The 17,178-nt window shown below is 61.0% G+C and carries 17 protein-coding genes and 1 pseudogene; 11 read left to right on the top strand and 7 right to left on the bottom strand.

Annotated features, from left to right (window positions below; genetic code table 11):
- Positions 1-322: 322 nt before the first annotated feature.
- The 3 genes from brnQ to LOY69_RS08660 all read left to right on the top strand — a co-directional run bounded on the left by brnQ (position 323) and on the right by LOY69_RS08660 (position 3,065).
- On the top strand, positions 323-1,636 hold the full coding sequence (gene brnQ / locus LOY69_RS08650; protein WP_102878889.1) for a branched-chain amino acid transport system II carrier protein: 1,314 nt from the start codon (positions 323-325) through the stop codon (positions 1,634-1,636).
- Positions 1,637-1,805: 169 nt separating this feature from the next.
- The gene (locus LOY69_RS08655) at positions 1,806-2,543 is read left to right on the top strand and encodes a DUF599 domain-containing protein (RefSeq protein WP_102878890.1); all 738 of its coding nucleotides are present in this window, start codon (positions 1,806-1,808) and stop codon (positions 2,541-2,543) included.
- Positions 2,544-2,594: 51 nt separating this feature from the next.
- Entirely contained in the window at positions 2,595-3,065 is a 471-nt protein-coding gene (locus tag LOY69_RS08660) for a hypothetical protein (protein ID WP_265074382.1), read from the top strand.
- 115 nt (positions 3,066-3,180) lie between these two features.
- On the opposite strand, the gene LOY69_RS08665 is transcribed toward LOY69_RS08660, so the two are convergent.
- Positions 3,181-3,432, bottom strand: a complete 252-nt coding sequence (locus tag LOY69_RS08665) for a hypothetical protein (RefSeq protein ID WP_016968094.1) — start codon at positions 3,430-3,432, stop codon at positions 3,181-3,183.
- Positions 3,433-3,590: 158 nt separating this feature from the next.
- On the opposite strand from LOY69_RS08665, the gene LOY69_RS08670 reads away from it, so the two are divergent.
- From LOY69_RS08670 to LOY69_RS08685, 4 genes are all read left to right on the top strand, one after another.
- Positions 3,591-4,067: a PaaI family thioesterase gene (locus LOY69_RS08670; protein WP_102863964.1), complete on the top strand. Its 477-nt coding sequence runs from the start codon at positions 3,591-3,593 to the stop codon at positions 4,065-4,067.
- Positions 4,064-4,516 (top strand): PaaI family thioesterase, encoded by a 453-nt coding sequence (locus tag LOY69_RS08675; protein ID WP_115581881.1) that lies wholly within the window; start codon positions 4,064-4,066, stop codon positions 4,514-4,516. The genes LOY69_RS08670 and LOY69_RS08675 overlap by 4 nt, the downstream gene beginning before the upstream one ends.
- 90 nt (positions 4,517-4,606) lie before the next feature.
- A complete protein-coding gene (gene htpG / locus LOY69_RS08680) occupies positions 4,607-6,511 on the top strand; it encodes a molecular chaperone HtpG (protein ID WP_265074383.1) in 1,905 nt (634 codons plus the stop codon).
- A 71-nt stretch (positions 6,512-6,582) separates the two neighbouring features.
- Complete coding sequence (locus tag LOY69_RS08685; protein ID WP_110595178.1) at positions 6,583-7,311, top strand: dienelactone hydrolase family protein; 729 nt, start codon at positions 6,583-6,585, stop codon at positions 7,309-7,311.
- Positions 7,312-7,411: 100 nt separating this feature from the next.
- Here the strand turns inward: LOY69_RS08685 and LOY69_RS08690 are convergent, their stop codons facing one another.
- On the bottom strand, positions 7,412-8,284 hold the full coding sequence (locus LOY69_RS08690) for a pirin family protein (RefSeq protein WP_110595179.1): 873 nt from the start codon (positions 8,282-8,284) through the stop codon (positions 7,412-7,414).
- Between the two features lie 62 nt (positions 8,285-8,346).
- Positions 8,347-8,763, bottom strand: coding sequence for an OsmC family protein (locus LOY69_RS08695; RefSeq protein WP_102878895.1), 417 nt, complete (start codon positions 8,761-8,763; stop codon positions 8,347-8,349).
- Positions 8,764-8,956: 193 nt separating this feature from the next.
- Here LOY69_RS08695 and LOY69_RS08700 point away from each other — a divergent pair, with 193 nt between their 5' ends.
- From LOY69_RS08700 to LOY69_RS30515, 4 genes and pseudogenes are all read left to right on the top strand, one after another.
- Positions 8,957-9,934: an amidohydrolase family protein gene (locus tag LOY69_RS08700; protein ID WP_110595180.1), complete on the top strand. Its 978-nt coding sequence runs from the start codon at positions 8,957-8,959 to the stop codon at positions 9,932-9,934.
- A 72-nt stretch (positions 9,935-10,006) separates the two neighbouring features.
- Positions 10,007-10,471, top strand: a complete 465-nt coding sequence (locus tag LOY69_RS08705; RefSeq protein WP_102863958.1) for a DUF3859 domain-containing protein — start codon at positions 10,007-10,009, stop codon at positions 10,469-10,471.
- Between the two features lie 139 nt (positions 10,472-10,610).
- A pseudogene (locus LOY69_RS30510) lies at positions 10,611-11,381 on the top strand (MCP four helix bundle domain-containing protein); the annotation flags it as partial.
- Entirely contained in the window at positions 11,373-12,236 is an 864-nt protein-coding gene (locus LOY69_RS30515) for a methyl-accepting chemotaxis protein (RefSeq protein ID WP_372342471.1), read from the top strand. The pseudogene LOY69_RS30510 and the gene LOY69_RS30515, both read left to right, overlap by 9 nt.
- Positions 12,237-12,356: 120 nt before the next feature.
- Here LOY69_RS30515 and fabB read toward each other — a convergent pair whose 3' ends face one another.
- From fabB to LOY69_RS08730, 4 genes are all read right to left on the bottom strand, one after another.
- Positions 12,357-13,577, bottom strand: coding sequence for a beta-ketoacyl-ACP synthase I (gene fabB, locus LOY69_RS08715; RefSeq protein WP_047302756.1), 1,221 nt, complete (start codon positions 13,575-13,577; stop codon positions 12,357-12,359).
- 11 nt (positions 13,578-13,588) lie between these two features.
- Positions 13,589-14,104 carry a 3-hydroxyacyl-[acyl-carrier-protein] dehydratase FabA gene (gene fabA, locus LOY69_RS08720; RefSeq protein WP_011060067.1) on the bottom strand — a complete coding sequence of 172 codons (516 nt, stop codon included), beginning with the start codon at positions 14,102-14,104 and terminating at the stop codon, positions 13,589-13,591.
- Positions 14,105-14,350: 246 nt separating this feature from the next.
- Positions 14,351-16,252 (bottom strand): ATP-binding protein, encoded by a 1,902-nt coding sequence (locus LOY69_RS08725; protein ID WP_102878898.1) that lies wholly within the window; start codon positions 16,250-16,252, stop codon positions 14,351-14,353.
- Positions 16,249-17,178, bottom strand: a complete 930-nt coding sequence (locus LOY69_RS08730) for an ABC transporter substrate-binding protein (protein WP_265074384.1) — start codon at positions 17,176-17,178, stop codon at positions 16,249-16,251. The genes LOY69_RS08725 and LOY69_RS08730 overlap by 4 nt, the downstream gene beginning before the upstream one ends.

Genomic DNA, 17,178 nt, shown 5'->3' on the forward strand with positions numbered 1-17,178 from the left:
TCCTATACAAGCCTCGCTTACCTAATTCGGCTTCTATACGGTTCGGCTCCCAGCATGCTGGCTGGTGTGCGGGGATGGGATTAAGCCCGATGGAAATATAATTTCGAAAATGCGACATCCCAATGTCGCATATCAGAAAATTCTCATTGCGCCGGTGCGTTCGTCTTGCAGATTCGGTAGGCTAGCCGCCTCTTTTTGCGTCTGCTGCCCACAAGGTAACTGCGCGCTAAACGGGTCAGTCTTATACGGATTGACAGCATTTCCCTCACCCATAAGGGAAATCCCTCTCTAAATTCCGATTCAGTAGTGTGGTATTTCCTTAATGAAAGTGTTGAAAGGCCAGGACATTCTGGCACTCGGCTTCATGACTTTTGCCCTGTTCGTCGGGGCTGGCAACATCATCTTCCCTCCTATCGTCGGTTTGCAGTCCGGACCCCATGTCTGGATGGCGGCGTTGGGTTTTCTGATCACGGCGGTCGGCCTGCCAGTGATCACCGTGGTTGCCCTGGCCAAGGTCGGTGGCGCCATGGATGCCCTGAGCAGCCCCATCGGTAAAGTCGCTGGCGGTCTGTTGGCGGCGGTCTGCTACCTGGCGGTTGGCCCGCTGTTCGCCACGCCGCGGACGGCTACTGTGTCCTTTGAAGTGGGCCTGGCGCCACTGACGGGCGAGAGCCCGCTGGCGCTGTTCCTCTACAGCTCGGCCTACTTCCTGCTGGTGTTCTTCATCTCCCTGTATCCGGGCCGCTTGTTGGATACCGTTGGCCGTTTCCTGGCGCCGTTGAAGATCATCGCGCTGGCGGTTCTGGGTATTGCAGCGGTCGCGCTGCCAGCGGGTACTGTTGGCGAGGCCACGCCCGAATATGTGGCAGCGCCGTTTTCTCAAGGTTTCATCAATGGTTACCTGACCATGGATACCTTGGGCGCTCTGGTGTTCGGTATCGTTATCGTCAACGCCATTCGCTCGCGAGGAGTCGAGTCGCCTCAACTGATCACCCGTTACGCGGTGATCGCCGGCCTGATCGCCGGGGTTGGTCTGGCGCTGGTCTATGTCAGTCTGTTCCGTCTCGGTTCGGGCAGCCATGAAGTGGCCGCCGGGGCCACCAATGGCGCGGCGGTGCTGCATGCCTATGTCCAACACACCTTTGGCTCCCTGGGCAGCGGCTTCCTCGCGGTACTGATCTCCCTGGCTTGCCTGGTGACCGCCGTGGGCCTGACCTGTGCCTGCGCCGAGTATTTCAGCCGCGTAACACCGTTGTCCTATAAGACTCTGGTGGTGATCCTCGCGGTCTTCTCGCTGTTGGTGTCCAACCTTGGCCTGACCAAGCTGATCGCCTTCTCGATCCCGGTACTGACTGCCATCTATCCACCGTGCATTGCCCTGGTGGCCCTGAGCTTCTGCAAGGACTTCTGGCAGGACCAGCGGCGTATCGTTGGCCCGGTGATGCTGGTGTCTTTCGTGTTCGGTCTGATCGATGCGCTCAAGGGGGCCGGCCTGGCCGATGGTTTGCCTAGCCAGCTGGCCCACTTGCCGTTGAGCGAGCAAGGCCTGGCCTGGCTGGTGCCTTCGGTGATCGTCCTGGCGGTTGCGGTGGTTTTCGACCGTATTCTGGGCAAGCCGGCCCAAGCCCTGGCTTGATCTGCCGCTGATGGCTCTGGATCGCCACAAGCGATCCATGAGCGCCAAGGAAAATGCCTCGTATCCATCGATACGGGGCATTTTTTATGGGGCTTGGGCGGTGTCTTTTTCCTCGGCGTGGCGTCGAAGCAGTGTCCTTGTCTTTTGCCAACGCCTTACAGGAATTTGCATGTCGTTTGTCCAAGCCAACCTGATTCATCTACTGGCCGCTCTGTGGTTCGTCGTCTGCTGGGGCGGCTATACCCGCTATGCCACCTGGAAGGGCCGGGACACGGCATGCCTGGCCAGCGTCCTGCACCTGTACCGCGAGGACTGGATGCGTCGCATGCTGCTGCGGGACAACCGTATCGCCGACGCCAGTGTGATCGGCAACCTGGAGCGCAACGCTTCGTTCTTCGCTTCCAGTACCCTGATCATCCTGGCAGGCATCCTCACAGTGCTCGGTGCATCGGAGCGCGCGGTGTCGCTGCTGGCGGACATTCCGCTGGTGCAGCAGGCGTCCCAGGGCATGTCGGAGATCAAGTTGCTGTGCCTGGCGCTGGTGTTCGTATATGCCTTTTTCACCTTCAGCTGGTGCATGCGCCAGTACAACTTTGCGGCGGTGCTGGTGGGGTCGGCGCCGATGATCGGCGAGCGACATGTCTCCGAGCAGGAGCGCAAGGCGTTTGCTTTGCGGGCAGCCCGGGTGATTTCCATGGCGGCCAACCAGTTCAACTTCGGGCTGCGTTCCTACTATTTCGGCATGACCATGCTGGCCTGGTTCGTCAGCCCCTGGTTGTTCATGCTGATGAGTGCAGGCGTGGTGTTTGTCCTGTACCGGCGGGAGTTTCATTCCGACGTACTTGACGTCATGGTCTATACCCCGACTGAACAGCCTTTGGCCGATAGCCCCAAAGACGCAGTCTGAGCGGGGAGGGCTGATCGATTGATCTGTTGCCCGGTTAAAAGGAGTTGGCCAATGAGTAAGCTGCGTGCCCTGATGTGCCTGTGCCTTTCATTCATTTTGTTGTCCGGTTGCCGGGTGCAAACCCTGTATCTGAATGGCGACGCCCGTGGCCAGGTGGTGGATGCATTGAGCGGCATGCCGATCGTCGGGGCCAGGGGCACCTTCTGTGGGGCGCAGTTCCTGACTGGCGAGGACGGACGCTTCCAGGTCGAGCAGGCAACCGACTGGGAACTGGTGATGGTGCTGGCCGGCCGCGCGCCCCAGGACACCCCGCACCCTTGCTACATGAGTATCACCGCGGTCGATTACCAGACTCGCCAGTGGTTGGCACCCTTTACCGCCCACTACGACTTTCCCATCAGGCTATTGCCCGTATCCAGTTCCTCGCACTATGCGTTGGAGTCTTCAGCCAGTGGAGTGTCTGGACACCCGTTGCAGGCAGAGCCGCTCCAGGATGAGTTGTTCCTGGAGTCAGGGTATTGAGCTTCAGTGCTTAGTTACCTATTCGACAACTAAACTCCGTTGTATTGAGCTGCTGTTTTGCAGACAAGAAAAAGCCCGCACTTGGCGGGCTTTTTGGTGTTGCGCTAAAACCGACTTAGTTGGTTTTAGGTGCTGCTTCCTTGGCGCTTTCTTCAGCAGCGGCCTTGTTGGATTCAGCCTGATCTTTGGCGGCTTCGGCGTTTTCTTTCGCTGCCTCGTTCACTTTATCCTGAGCTTCGTTCATTTTTTGTTGAGCTTGCTCAGCATGTTGGTTGGCATCTTGAGCTTTGTCCTCGGATTTTTTGTCGCAGGCAGCCAGACCGAGGGAAGCGGTCAGCATCAGGGCAATAGCTAAAGTCTTACGCATGGGGTGTTTCTCCTTAGTGAAGATATCTACTGGCCTTTCGATCATGGCCTTGTGATTTAAGTTCCTTGAGGCTCACAGATATATTAAGTATTCGTTTCACGGAACTTTTGTCTGCTTCATTCAATGCACATTCCTGACAATAACAAGAGGCATAAGCCATGGTGCAGAACCCAATTTTCGAGCGTGCGACGCGCTTTCTTTCCGCTCTGCGCCACTGTCAGGTGCTGGATATCAGGGTACACAGCGCCTCGGTGGAAGGCATGACTCTGACCTTGCCCTACAGCCCGCAGATTGTCGGTGACCCGCAAACCGGGATCATTCATGGCGGCGCCCTGACCACGCTGATGGACAGCGCCTGCGGCATGGCCACGCTTTGTGTGCTGCCGGAGTTCGAAGTGTGTCCGACCCTGGACCTGCGCATAGACTATATGCATCCGGCGATGCCTCATCATGACGTGCACGGCTTTGCCCAGTGTTACCGGGTCACCACTGACGTGATCTTCACCCGTGGCTTTGCCTATCAGGACGATCCCGAACGCCCCGTGGCGCACGTGGTCGGTACCTTCATGCGCATGGGCAAGGGGCTCAAGGGCAGTCGTGGGTTTGCCGGCTCCATCAAGGGAGAGCGGGCATGAGCGTGGGTCTTGCAGGGTTATTGGAGCAGGCTCGTCAGCAGGGCGATTACGCCGCGTTGCTGGAGCAGATTCCCTACGCCAGATTGATCGGCATCGAGTGCACGCCGCTGGGGGATGAGCTGCTGTTTCGCCTGCCGGCCAATAAGGACAATATCGGCAATCCTCTGCTGCCGGCCCTGCACGGTGGAGTGATCGCCGGTTTCATGGAGCTGGCGGCAGCCCTGCATTTGCTGATTCTCACCGGCTCGCCCGGCGTGCCGAAGATCATCGATTTTTCCCTCGACTACCTGCGTGCCGGACAGTTTCGTGACACCTTCGCTCGCTGCCAGGTGTGGCGGCAGGGGAGGAGGGTGGCCAACGTCGCCATCACGGCCTGGCAGAGCACCGCCGACGAGCCAATTGCTACCGCCCGGGCACATTTCAAGATTGAAGAGAGTCTCGCCCCTTGAAATCCAGTCAGCTACCCCCACTTCCATGTCATCCCGCCGCTCTCCGCTTCCGGAGCGCGACCACAGCCATCTGATTGGAGTTTGATGACCATGAGTGTGGAAACTCAAAAGGAAACCCTGGGCTTCCAGACCGAGGTGAAGCAACTGCTGCACCTCATGATCCATTCGTTGTATTCCAACAAGGAAATCTTCCTTCGCGAATTGATCTCGAACGCCTCTGACGCCGTCGACAAATTGCGTTTCGAAGCCCTGTCCAAGCCTGAGTTGCTGGAAGGTGGCGCCGAACTGAAAATCCGTGTGAGCTTCGACAAGGACGCGAAAACCGTCACCCTCGAAGACAACGGTATCGGCATGAGCCGTGAAGATGTCATCACTCACCTGGGGACCATCGCCAAGTCCGGCACTGCCGATTTCATGAAGAACCTCACCGGCGACCAGAAGAAGGACTCGCACCTGATCGGTCAGTTCGGCGTGGGTTTCTACTCCGCGTTCATCGTTGCCGACCAGGTTGAAGTGTTCAGCCGTCGTGCCGGCCTGCCGGCCAGCGAAGGCGTGCACTGGTCGTCCAAGGGCGAAGGCGAGTTCGAAGTGGCGACCCTCGACAAGGCCGAGCGCGGTACCCGCATCGTCCTGCACCTCAAATCCGGTGAAGACGAGTTCGCCGATGGCTGGCGCCTGCGCAACATCATCAAGAAGTACTCCGACCACATCGCGCTGCCGATCGAGTTGCCCAAAGAAGTCGCTGCCGCCGAAGGCGAAGAGAAACCGGCGTTGGAGTGGGAAACCGTCAACCGCGCCAGTGCCCTGTGGACCCGTCCGCGTACCGAGATCAAGGACGAGGAATACCAGGAGTTCTACAAGCATATTGCCCATGACTTCGAGAACCCGCTGAGCTGGAGCCACAACAAGGTCGAAGGCAAGCTGGAGTACAGCTCGCTGCTCTACGTGCCGGCCCGTGCACCGTTCGATCTGTACCAGCGTGAAGCGCCGAAGGGCCTCAAGCTCTACGTGCAGCGCGTGTTCGTCATGGATCAGGCTGAGTCCTTCCTGCCGCTGTACCTGCGCTTTATCAAGGGCGTGGTGGATTCCAACGACCTGTCGCTGAACGTCTCGCGGGAAATCCTGCAGAAAGACCCGATCATCGATTCGATGAAATCGGCACTGACCAAGCGCGTCCTCGACATGCTGGAAAAACTGGCGAAGAACGAGCCAGAGCAATACAAGGGCTTCTGGAAGAACTTTGGCCAGGTGATGAAGGAAGGCCCGGCCGAAGACTTCGCCAACAAGGAAAAGATCGCCGGCCTGCTGCGCTTCGCGTCCACTCAGGGCGACGACGGCGAGCAGACAGTATCCCTGGCCGACTACCTGGCTCGCGCCAAGGAAGGTCAGGACAAGATCTACTTCCTCACCGGCGAATCCTACGCTCAGGTGAAGAACAGCCCGCATCTGGAAGTCTTCCGCAAGAAAGGCATCGAAGTGCTGCTGCTCACCGACCGTATCGACGAGTGGCTGATGAGCTACCTCAACGAATTCGACGGCAAGAGCTTTGTCGACGTGGCGCGTGGTGACCTGGACCTGGGCAACCTGGACTCGGAAGAGGACAAGAAGGCTGCCGAGGAAGTCGCCAAGACCAAGGAAGGCCTGGTGGAGCGGATCAAGACCGCCCTGGGCGAGAGCGTCAGCGAAGTGCGGGTTTCCCACCGCCTGACCGACTCCCCGGCGATCCTGGCCATCGGCGAGCAGGACCTGGGGCTGCAAATGCGCCAGATCCTTGAAGCCAGCGGGCAGAAGGTTCCGGATTCCAAGCCGATCTTCGAGTTCAACCCGACTCACCCGCTGATCGAGAAACTCGACGGTGAGCAGAGCGAAGAGCGCTTTGGCGACCTGTCGCATATCCTCTTCGATCAGGCGGCCCTGGCGGCCGGTGACAGCTTGAAAGACCCGGCGGCCTATGTGCGCCGACTGAACAAGCTGCTGGTTGAACTGTCGGTTTAACCACGTTGCAAGAAAAACCCGCTTCGGCGGGTTTTTTCATTCTGGTGTCCCTCTACTGGAGAAGCTGAGTCATGAGTCAAATCACAGTGCGTTCCGTGGTCTATCAGATCGATGGCCAGCCCTATGAAGGTCGACTGGCCTTCGATGCCGCCCATCAAGGCGCGCGCCCGGGGTTGCTGATGGCGCCGAACTGGATGGGCGTCAGCGCCGGCGCGGAGAAGATCGCCGAGGCGGTGGCGGCCAAGGGCTACGTGGTACTGATCGCTGATCTGTATGGCCAGTCGCTGCGTCCCAGCGATGCCAGTGAGGCCGGGGCCGCGATGATGCCGCTCAAGGATGACCGGGCGTTGTTGCGCAAGCGCATGCAGGCGGCCTTTGCGGCCTTGCAGAGTCAGGGCGAAGCAGCGGTGGACACTTCCAGGCTGGCCACCTTCGGTTTCTGCTTTGGCGGCTGCTGCGCCCTGGAGCTGGCCCGCAGTGGCGCGCCAGTGAAGGCGGCGGTGTCGTTCCACGGCACCCTGGACACCCCCAACCCTAGCGACGCGAACAATATCAAGGGTTCGGTACTGGTACTGCACGGTGCGGCGGACCCGTTAGTGGCTAAGGAGCAACTGCCGGCCTTCGAGGCGGAAATGGATGCGGCGGGTGTGGACTGGCAACTGGTCAGCTATGGCGGTGCGGTGCATTCCTTCACCGATACCCACGCCAATGTACCGGGCAAGATGATGTACGACGCCAAGACCTCGGCGCGGGCCTTCGCCACCATGCATTACCTGCTGGACGAAGTTTTCTGCGGCTGACCCGCCGCCTCTGATTCCGGAGCTGGCTAGCCAGCGAAGGCGTCAGTGAGAGCAACGCCAGACTCACGGGCCTGTTCGCCGGCAAGTCGGCTCCTAGCGATCAGTGGCGGGCGGGTGGCAATTCGATGCGCTCGCTTTCTCCTGGCACCTGCGGCCAATCCCCGGCCGCCCAGCGTTGGCGCGCCTCCTCGATACGCGCCGGATCGCTGGCCACGAAGTTCCAATTGATCCGGCGCGGACCGTCCAGGGGCGCGCCGCCGATCAGCACTGCGTGACAATCGCTTTCGGCGAACAGTGTGGCGTTCTCCCCCTCCGGCAATACCACTAGCGCGTGCACGGGCAAAGGCTCGCCGTCCAGTTGTGCCTCGCCGTCCAGTACATACAGCGCGCGCTGCGGGTGCTCGGTGGGAATCAGCAGGCTGGTGGCGGTCTGCAGTCGCAGTTCGGCGTACAGGGTGGGGGAGAGTACCGGCACCGGCGATTCCAGGCAGAAGCCGCTGCCGGCGATCATGCGGATGCTCACCCCCAGGTTGTCGCTCACCGGCAGGCTGCTGGCCGGGTGATGGCTGTAATGCCCCGGGCCTTGCTCCTGCTCTTGGGGCGAGGCCAGCCAGACCTGCAGGCCGTGCATGGCGAACCCCTGGGCCAGCAAGGGGGCTGGCGTGCGTTCGACATGGGCGATGGCGCTGCCGGCGGTCATCCAGCTGACGTCTCCGGCCTCCACGATCTGGTCGGAGCCCAGGCTGTCCTTGTGCTGGATCTGCCCGGCGAACAGGTAGGTCAGGGTGGACAGGCCGATATGCGGATGTTGGCGGATATTCATGCCCTTGCCCGGCGGGTAGCGGGTTTCCAGCATATGGTCGAAGAACACGAAAGGCCCGACACTGCGGCACTGGGCCGAAGGCAGGGGGCGGAGGATGGGCTGGCCTTCAACGTCCTCGGCACGGGGACGGATCACGAGGGGTGAGTTCATGGCGGATTCCAGGCTGATCGGGTTATGCCTGGGAGCATAACCCGCGTGTGCCAGCCTTGCCGCTATTGGCTGAAGGCGCCTTCGGAGAGGTGGGTCTCGATGCTGACTTCGCTGGTGGTCATCAGCTTGTGGATCGGGCAACGGTCGGCCACCCGGTGCAGCTCATCACGCTGGGCATCGGTGAGCACGCCCTTGAGGGTCAGCTTTACATGCAGGGCGTATTTGCCTTGCGGCTCCTGGCTGTTGTCGTGCTTGAGCTCCACCGTGACCCCGGTCAGCGGGATGTTCTTCTTCTGCGCATAGAGCTTCAGGGTCAGGGCCTTGCAGGCCCCCAGGGCGGCATCGAAGTAGTCATGGGGCTCGGGGGCGGTGCCTTCGCCACCGGCGTACTGGGGCAGGTCGGTGAACAACTGGTGGTCATCCACCTGGATGCTGTGGCGGAAACCTTCGCTGGACTCGGTATTGACGGTAATGGTCATGGCAAACCTCAGGCAGTGATGAATATCGGATCAGGCTGTAAAGGTGCTGAAGTTATAGAGCATGGGGAGGCACAGGCGTTCCCCTTTTTTCTGAACCTGCTGCTGGGGTGCAGGGTCTACCCGGCTGCAACCCTTTGGAGACGCTGCGGTGTACTGGAATCATTTATACGGAACCTGCCTTGGAGCGTTGCTGATGCTGCTGCCCGGCGTGGCGGCCCAGGCACGGGATTACCGCTACAGCGATGCTCACTTGCATTACGTGGACTTCTTCCAGGAATCCGCCGGCATGGATGCGTTGCTCAAGGCCATGGCTGACAACCGTATTGAACAGGTGATGATTTCCGGCATTCCGGTGGCCAAGAAATGGCACGAGGATGAACCCAAGCGTCCACGCTATTACGCCGGTGATGATGCTGATGCCTATTGGTACAGCGCCACCGACGTGCTGGTGGCGGCTGCGGTTAAGCAACTGCCCCCTGAGCAGCGTCAGCGTTTTCATCCCTTCCTGTCCGGTTTCAATCCCAATGACAAGAACTCCGCGGCGCATATCCAGCGCATGCTCGACCTTGATCCGGGGCTGTGGCAGGGCATCGGTGAGGTCTTCACCCGCCATGACGACCTCACGGCCTTGACTGCCGGAGACACGCCACGGGCCAACAACGAGGCGATGACCAAGGTCTATCACCTGGCGGCGGAGAACGACCTGCCGGTCATGCTGCATTCCAACATCACCTCCAAGCGCGAACGCAACCCGCTGTACCTGGCAGAAATCGAAGAGCCGCTGCGCAATCACCCCCATACGCGCTTTATTTGGGCCCACGCTGGCACCAGCGCCGAGATCCATCGTCACCAGACCCGCCTGGAATTCTTGCTGCCGACACTGACGCGGCTGCTGGAGAGCTACCCCAATCTGTACATCGACCTGTCCTGGAGCCTGCTCACGCCCTATCTGCTGGATGAGCAGGGCAATCCCAGCCAGGCCTGGCTGCAGTTGGTGGAGCGCTTCCCGGAGCGCTTCATGCTCGGTTCGGATGTGGTCGGGCGCTTCAACAAGCTGGGGCGCGAGCTGCACAGCTTCGATGTCTTCCTTGATGCCTTGCCGGAGGAGGTGGCGCGCAAGGTGGCCCATGACAATTTCCTCGCCATCCTTCCCGCCAAAAGTCGCCCTTAGCAGGCCCCAGTCTGTCATCAGCCTGTCACGCCTGCTTCATAAGCTCGCGCCATCTCAATCAAGGAGCGCGATATGCACCTCACTCGTTTAAGCGCATTGGCGGCGCTGATGATCTTCACTGGCCTGGCCAGTGCCGAAGTCCGTGTTGAAGGACCGGTGGAATACGGCGTGTTCGAAGGGCCCAAGGCCGAGCTGCAATCGGGGGAGCGGGTGCTGCGCCGCAGCAACGAGAAGATCCAGCAAACCTCGGTGGTGCCCGCCAAGCTGGGGACCAAGTTCGGTATGCGTTACCAGTTGCTGGGCAAGGTGGCCGAGGATCAGCCCCTGACTCTGCTCTACCTGACTCCGGGCATCCGTACCCCGGACGGGGCGCGCCACGACAAGTTCGAGATCACCCAGAAACTGGTACCCAATGCTCCTCAGGATGTGATGGCCTACGAATTCACGGAGAACCATGAAGTGGTGCCCGGCGAATGGCACTTCATGGTCTTTCAGGGCGACCGTTTGTTGGCAGAACAGCGATTTTCTGTGCGCTGAATCGTTTTACGCCCAAGTATTGGAGTGCTAGGGCGTTTTGATATCACGTTTTTGTCTTACGCAATTTTCCAACGGCCCGATACCGTCTAAGAGCACCCTGCTGCAAGTTCTTGCAGCGCTCTAGGAAGGAGCCAGAGGAATGAGCCTTAGAAGTCTCAATATCGCGCCGCGCGCAGGCCTGGGTTTCGGCTTGCTGGCGCTGATGGTGTTTGCCCTCGGGGCATTCGCCCTGATGCAGATGGCCAATATGCGCCAGCAGTCCGATGAAGTGGAAAGCAATTGGCTGCCCAGCGTCATGTTCGTCGGTGACATGAGTCAGGACCTGCTGCGCATCCGTGCCCTGACCCTGCGTCTACTGATCAATCGCGACCCGCAAGCGATTGTCCAGAACGAAAAAAAGATCAACGACATCAAGACTGGCCTGGGTGTTGCCCAGGGGCGCTATGAGTCATTGATCGTGCTGCCCCAGGAACGGGTCCTGTTCGATCGTTTCAAGGCCATTGAGAAGCAGTACCTGCAGCGCCAGGCCCAGGTCATGGCCTTTTCCAGCCAGAACCAGCTGGAAGAGGCGATCAAGGTGGTCAATGGCGAAATGAATCAATTGGCCGATGACATGGCGGCGACCCTGCATGAACTGGTCGAGTTGAACAAGCAGAGCGCGACCCAGGCCACGGACCTGGCCCAGGCCGTGTTCAGCAAGTCGCGGGTCTGGGTGGTGGGCATGATCGCGGTGGCGGCGCTGGTGACCATTGGCCTGGCATTGTTGCTGACCCGCAGCATCGTCCTGCCCCTGGCCCAGTCCCTGAGTGTCGCCGAGGTGGTGGCCGGCGGCGACCTGACGGGTGACATCACGGTGGTTGGCAAGGATGAACCGGCGCGACTGTTGCAGGCGCTCAAGGCCATGCAGCACAGCCTGCGGGAAACCATCCGGCGCATTTCCGACTCTTCCAGCCAGTTGGCCTCCGCCTCGGAAGAGCTCAGTTGCGTGACCGAGGATGCGACCCGGGGCCTGCATCAGCAGAGCCTGGAAATCGAGCAGGCGGCCACTGCGGTGAATCAGATGACCGCCGCGGTGGAGGAGGTGGCCAGCAATGCCGTGGCCACCTCCGAAGCCTCTCGGGAGTCGGACCGGATCGCCCAGCATGGGCGTGAGCAGGTGCATCAGACGGTGCTCTCCATCGAGTTGCTGGCCGAGGATGTGACGACCAATGCCAGCCAGGTGGAAGACCTGGCACAGAAGGTCTATGGCATCAGCAAGGTGCTGGATGTGATTCGCTCCATCGCCGAACAGACCAACCTGCTGGCACTGAACGCGGCCATCGAGGCTGCGCGAGCCGGGGATGCCGGGCGCGGGTTTGCCGTGGTGGCGGACGAAGTGCGGGCCCTGGCCCATCGGACTCAGCAGTCGACCCAGGAAATCGAGCAGATGATTGGCGGGATCCAGCAAGGCACCGACCAGGCGGTCAGTTCCATGCAGCACAGCAACAGCCGGGCCCGCTCGACCCTGGAAGTGGCCAAGGCGGCAGGTCAGGCGCTGGAGGAAATCGCTTCGGCCTTCACCCTGATCAACGAGCGCAATATCGTGATTGCCAGTGCCTCGGAGCAGCAGGCCGCGGTGGCGCGGGAAGTGGATCGCAATCTGATGAACATCCGCGATCTGGCGCTGCAGACCTCGGCGGGGGCCAACCAGACCAGCGCCGCCAGCCAGGAGCTGTCGCGGCTGGCGGTGGATCTGAACACCATGGTGGCGCGTTTCTCGGTGTGAGGCACTTTCGCTGGCAAGCAGGCTCGTGCAGGTTGCTTGGGCGTCGGCTTACCGGCGAACGCCAGGCGAAAAAAAGCCCCGAACCAGTCGGGGCTTTTTCATTCGGCGAAGCGGCGGGGCTTACTTGCCCTGCCAGCGTTTCAGCACCAGGGTAGCGTTGGTGCCACCGAAGCCGAAGCTGTTGCTCATCACGGTGTTGATGGTGGCGTCTTCGCGAGTCTTGGTCAGGATCGGCATGTCGGCCACTTCCGGGTCCAGCTCGTCGATGTTGGCCGAACCGGCCATGAAGTTGCCTTCCATCATCAGCATGCAGTAGATCGCTTCGTGAACGCCGGCGGCGCCCAGGGAGTGACCCGACAGGCTCTTGGTGGAGCTGATGGCTGGAGCCTTGTCGCCGAACACTTCACGCACGCCCTTCATCTCGGCAACGTCGCCGACCGGAGTCGAGGTGCCGTGGGTGTTCAGGTAGTCGATCGGTGCGTCGACGGTGGACATGGCCATCTGCATGCAGCGGATTGCGCCTTCGCCGCTTGGAGCCACCATGTCGTAGCCATCGGAAGTGGCGCCGTAGCCGACGATTTCCGCGTAGATCTTCGCGCCACGGGCCAGAGCGTGTTCCAGCTCCTCGACCACCACCATGCCGCCACCGCCGGCGATGACGAAACCGTCACGCTTGGCGTCATAGGCGCGGGAGGCTTTTTCCGGGGTTTCGTTGTACTGGGTGGACAGGGCGCCCATGGCGTCGAACAGGAACGACTGGGTCCAGTGCTCTTCTTCACCGCCACCGGCGAAGACGATGTCCTGCTTGCCCATCTGGATCTGTTCCATGGCGGTACCGATGCAGTGAGCACTGGTGGCGCAGGCAGAAGCGATGGAGTAGTTCAGGCCCTTGATCTTGAACGGCGTGGCCAGGCAGGCGGAAACGGTGCTGCTCATGGTCCGCGTTACACGGTACGGGCCAACGCGCTTGACGCCTTTCTCGCGCAGGATGTCCAGTGCTTCCATCTGGTTCAGGGTCGAAGCGCCGCCGGAGCCGGCGATCAGGCCGGTGCGGGGGTTGGACACTTGCTCTTCGCTCAGGCCGGAGTCGGCGATGGCGTCTTTCATGGCCAGGTAGGCGTAAGCCGCTGCGTGGCCGACGAAGCGATAGATCTTGCGATCGATCAGTTCTTCAAGATTCAGGTCAATGGAGCCGGAAACCTGGCTACGCAGACCCATTTCGGCATATTCCGGGTTGAAGCGGATGCCAGGGCGACTTGCACGCAGGTTAGCGGAGACGGTCTCTTTGTCATTGCCCAGGCACGAAACAATGCCCAGACCAGTGATAACGACGCGGCGCATGCGGATAACCCTTAGAAGTTGTCAGTTGAGGTAAACACGCCGACCCGGAGGCCTTCGGCGGTATAGATTTCGCGGCCGTCAACGCTGACCGAACCATCGGCGATGGCCATGTTCAGCTTGCCCTTGAGCACGCGCTTGATGTGAATGTTATAGGTGACTTTTTTCGCGGTCGGCAGTACCTGGCCGAAGAATTTCACTTCCCCCGAACCCAGGGCGCGGCCGCGGCCCGGCAGGCCTTGCCAGCCGAGGAAAAAACCGACCAGTTGCCACATGGCATCCAGGCCCAGGCAGCCCGGCATCACCGGATCGCCTTCGAAGTGGCAAGCGAAGAACCACAGGTCTGGAGTGATATCCAGCTCAGCGACCAATTCACCTTTACCGTACTTGCCACCCTCTTCGCTGATATGGGTGATGCGATCCACCATCAGCATGTTGGGGGCGGGCAGTTGCGCGTTACCTGGGCCGAACAGCTCACCGCGACTGCAGCGCAGCAGGTCTTCCCGAGTAAAGGCGTTTTGTTTGGTCATGCGAGCTCCTCAATAGTCCCGTGCGGCAGGGTTGGGCAATCTTCCCGGCCGATCGAAGCGTTCATGCCTCGAGCCGGCAGCCTACTCATAGACTATTGCGTTGTAGTGAAAGTCACAGCGCAAAGGGCATGAATGTACACTTGTGCACTGAAATTTTTTTTGAGGGCCTTTTCGGGGCCCGTCGGGTGCCTAAGACTGCCGCACTTTCGCCCGTCACGCCAGTCGCACCTGTTGGAAAATAGCCTGTTACTGCACCCAACGTTGGAGAATTTGCTGCAGATCAGCCCGCTTGAACGGCTTGGCCAGGTAGTCGTTCATGCCCGCCGCCAGGCAGGCCTCACGGTCGCCCTGCAAGGCGTTGGCGGTCAGGGCGATGATCGGTAAATCAGCGCAGCCGGGCAGTTGGCGGATCTGCCGGGTGGCTTCGTAGCCGTCGACCAGTGGCAGTCGGCAGTCCATCAGAATGGCCTCGAAAATCAGGCTTTCGGCGCTGCGTACCGCCTGGGCGCCGTCGGTGACGATGCTGACGGTGAAGCCCAGGCTGCGCAACATGGCCTGGATCACGGTCTGGTTCACCGGGTTGTCCTCCACCAGTAGCACGTTGCGGCCTTCGCCCTGGTGAGCGGCGGTGTTCACTCGCGGCGCCAGCACGGGCAGGCTTTGCTGAAACAGCGCCAGGGGGATTTCCAGGGTGAACACCGAGCCCTGGCCTTCCTCGCTCTGGGCCCGCAGGGTGCCGCCCATGCGTTCAGCCAGGGTCCGGGCGATAGGCAGGCCCAGGCCCGTGCCGCCGTAGCGTCGGGAAATCGAGCTGTCGGCCTGCTGGAATGCATCGAACATCAGCTCCAGGCTGGCCGGGCTGATGCCGATCCCGCTGTCGCGCACCGAGCAGGTGAACCACAGGAGTTCGTGATCCAGGGCCTGCCACTGGGGTTCGATGGTGACGCTGCCTTGTTCGGTGAACTTCAGCGCGTTGCCGATCAGGTTGACCAGGATCTGGCGGATTCGCGTCGGGTCGCCCTTGACCTGCAGCGACTCCATGCCCGGCGGCAGCCGCAGTTGCAGGTCCAGGCCTCGTTGCAATGCGCTGTGCTGGAAGGCCTGGGCGCAGCTGCTGATCAACTCGGCGAGGTTGAACGGAATGTGTTCCAGCTCCAGGGCCGAGCGTTCGATGCGCGAGAAGTCGAGGATGTCATTGATCACCTTCAGCAGGTGCTCGGTGGACTCCGAGGCCAGTGCCGCGTACTCGCTCTGCTCTTGGGTCATCTCGGTGGTTTCCAGCAATTGCAGCATCCCCAGTACGCCGTTCATCGGGGTACGCAGCTCATGGCTCATCATCGCCAGGAAGTCCGATTTGGCCTTGTTCGCCCGCTCGGCATCTTCCCGGGTCTGGATCAGTTGTGACATTGCCTGTTGCTGCTCACGGCTAGCCAGTTCCAGGCCGGCGGCGAGGTTGTTGATATGTCGCGCCAGATTGCCCAGCTCGCCGTCGTCGACAATCGGCAGCGGCGTCTTGAAGTCGCCTTCCTGAATCGCCTTCACCGCGTGGCCCATGGCGCTGATGGGTTGCGCCAGGCCGGCCGCCAGGCGTCGGGCCAGGAAGAAGGTGAAGAGCAGGGCGAACAGGGCGAGAATCCCGGCCTTGAGGAGGATTTCCTGTTGACGCTGGCTGAAGGCGTCATTGGACATGCCGACAATGACCCGCCCCAGGTAACCGTCGCCCTGGGGGCTCAGGCTGGCGGGATCATTCTGCAGAAAGTCGTTGTGCACCTGAATGCGCTGCAAGCGCACCGGCGCCTGGAAGACCTTGATCTGCTGGGCATGGTTGTGACTGGCGGACGGCTGCTCGACATACACCAGGATGTTGTTGGCACTGTCCTGGACTTCCAGAAAGTGCACATGAGGCGTGGCCAGAGTGGCTTGCAACAGGCTTTCCAGGCCCTCGTTGTTGCCGGAGATCACCCCGTACTCAGTGGCCGGGGCCAACTGGTTGGCGATCAGTTGGCCGGTATGGTTCAACTCCTGGCGCAGATCCTGGAGGCGCACGAAGGTGAAAAAGCTGATCAGCAGCAGAGTCAGGAGCAGGGCCGGGCCCAGGCTGATGAGCTGAGTGCGGGTCTGGATATCCCACCGGCGACGCAATGTCATGGGCGTTTCTCTCCTTCACTCAACTGGTGCGCGACGGCTTGCGGGTCGATTTCCTCGATGCCCAGGGAGCGTGCCACCTGTGGATTGCTCAGTACTTTGAAGGCCGCCGGGTACAGCTCCCTGGGCCAGTGGGCTGGTGCTTGATCCAGCAGGCTGTCCAGGGTCTGCAGCCAGTCCTGCTGGTCGCTGTAGGTGCTGGCCAGGCTGCCGGCCCTGACGAAGCCGGCATTGGGCCCGATCAGCGCCTGTTGCCGGGCGTAGCTGCTCAGCAGCAGGTTCTTCACGGTTTTCGGGTTGTACAGCTTGGGGTCGTCCAGGCCCAGCAGCACCTGGCTGTTGCGCAACAGGTTTTGCAGCGGACGGCTGTCATTGGTGCTGTCCCAGGGTTCGGCGACGATTTCCATTTCCATGGATTGCGCTGCGTCGCGCAGTTCCCTGAGCAGGAACTGGCTGTCCTCGCTGTACAGCACGCCGATCCGGCGCACTTGGGGCAGCACCTTGTGGATCAGCCGCAGTTGGCGGCTCAAGGGCGGGTCGCTCCAGAGCAGGCTGAGTTTGGGGTGAGGCGCGCCTTGCAGGCGCTGCTGGGCCTGCAGGCGGCTGATCCGCAGGACCAGGGTGGCCGGCCCTTGCGGGTCTTGCAGGCGCCAGTCGAGGCTTTGCGGGTCCAGCAGGATCAGGCGCGTGGCTGCGGGCAGTTGGCTCGGTGCCGGCAGTTGTGCCAAGGGCACGAAGCGCACCTGGTCCTGAGGCCGCTGGGTGGCCAGTTCCTCGGTGAAGGTGCGCACGCTGTCGCTGCCTTCACTGGCGGTCAGCAACACGTCGGCTGCCCGCAGCGGAGTCGCCAGCAGCATGCCCAGGAGGATCAGGCAGATACCGAGACAGCGATGAATGCCCAGGGCCTTCCAGGGCCCGCGCTGGCCCAT

The sequence above is a fragment of the Pseudomonas sp. B21-059 genome, assembly GCF_026016285.1.
GTDB classification, from domain to species: Bacteria; Pseudomonadota; Gammaproteobacteria; order Pseudomonadales; family Pseudomonadaceae; genus Aquipseudomonas; species Aquipseudomonas danubii.

Excerpts from the sequence above, each read along its gene's own strand:
- brnQ (WP_102878889.1), top strand. The coding sequence starts at position 323 with ATGAAAGTGTTGAAAGGCCAGGACATTCTGGCACTCGGCTTCATGACT.
- LOY69_RS08655 (WP_102878890.1), top strand. The coding sequence starts at position 1,806 with ATGTCGTTTGTCCAAGCCAACCTGATTCATCTACTGGCCGCTCTGTGG.
- LOY69_RS08660 (WP_265074382.1), top strand. The coding sequence starts at position 2,595 with ATGAGTAAGCTGCGTGCCCTGATGTGCCTGTGCCTTTCATTCATTTTG.
- LOY69_RS08665 (WP_016968094.1), bottom strand. The coding sequence starts at position 3,432 with ATGCGTAAGACTTTAGCTATTGCCCTGATGCTGACCGCTTCCCTCGGT.
- LOY69_RS08670 (WP_102863964.1), top strand. The coding sequence starts at position 3,591 with ATGGTGCAGAACCCAATTTTCGAGCGTGCGACGCGCTTTCTTTCCGCT.
- LOY69_RS08675 (WP_115581881.1), top strand. The coding sequence starts at position 4,064 with ATGAGCGTGGGTCTTGCAGGGTTATTGGAGCAGGCTCGTCAGCAGGGC.
- htpG (WP_265074383.1), top strand. The coding sequence starts at position 4,607 with ATGAGTGTGGAAACTCAAAAGGAAACCCTGGGCTTCCAGACCGAGGTG.
- LOY69_RS08685 (WP_110595178.1), top strand. The coding sequence starts at position 6,583 with ATGAGTCAAATCACAGTGCGTTCCGTGGTCTATCAGATCGATGGCCAG.
- LOY69_RS08690 (WP_110595179.1), bottom strand. The coding sequence starts at position 8,284 with ATGAACTCACCCCTCGTGATCCGTCCCCGTGCCGAGGACGTTGAAGGC.
- LOY69_RS08695 (WP_102878895.1), bottom strand. The coding sequence starts at position 8,763 with ATGACCATTACCGTCAATACCGAGTCCAGCGAAGGTTTCCGCCACAGC.
- LOY69_RS08700 (WP_110595180.1), top strand. The coding sequence starts at position 8,957 with ATGCTGCTGCCCGGCGTGGCGGCCCAGGCACGGGATTACCGCTACAGC.
- LOY69_RS08705 (WP_102863958.1), top strand. The coding sequence starts at position 10,007 with ATGCACCTCACTCGTTTAAGCGCATTGGCGGCGCTGATGATCTTCACT.
- LOY69_RS30515 (WP_372342471.1), top strand. The coding sequence starts at position 11,373 with ATGCAGCACAGCCTGCGGGAAACCATCCGGCGCATTTCCGACTCTTCC.
- fabB (WP_047302756.1), bottom strand. The coding sequence starts at position 13,577 with ATGCGCCGCGTCGTTATCACTGGTCTGGGCATTGTTTCGTGCCTGGGC.
- fabA (WP_011060067.1), bottom strand. The coding sequence starts at position 14,104 with ATGACCAAACAAAACGCCTTTACTCGGGAAGACCTGCTGCGCTGCAGT.
- LOY69_RS08725 (WP_102878898.1), bottom strand. The coding sequence starts at position 16,252 with ATGACATTGCGTCGCCGGTGGGATATCCAGACCCGCACTCAGCTCATC.
- LOY69_RS08730 (WP_265074384.1), bottom strand. The coding sequence starts at position 17,178 with ATGGGCCAGCGCGGGCCCTGGAAGGCCCTGGGCATTCATCGCTGTCTC.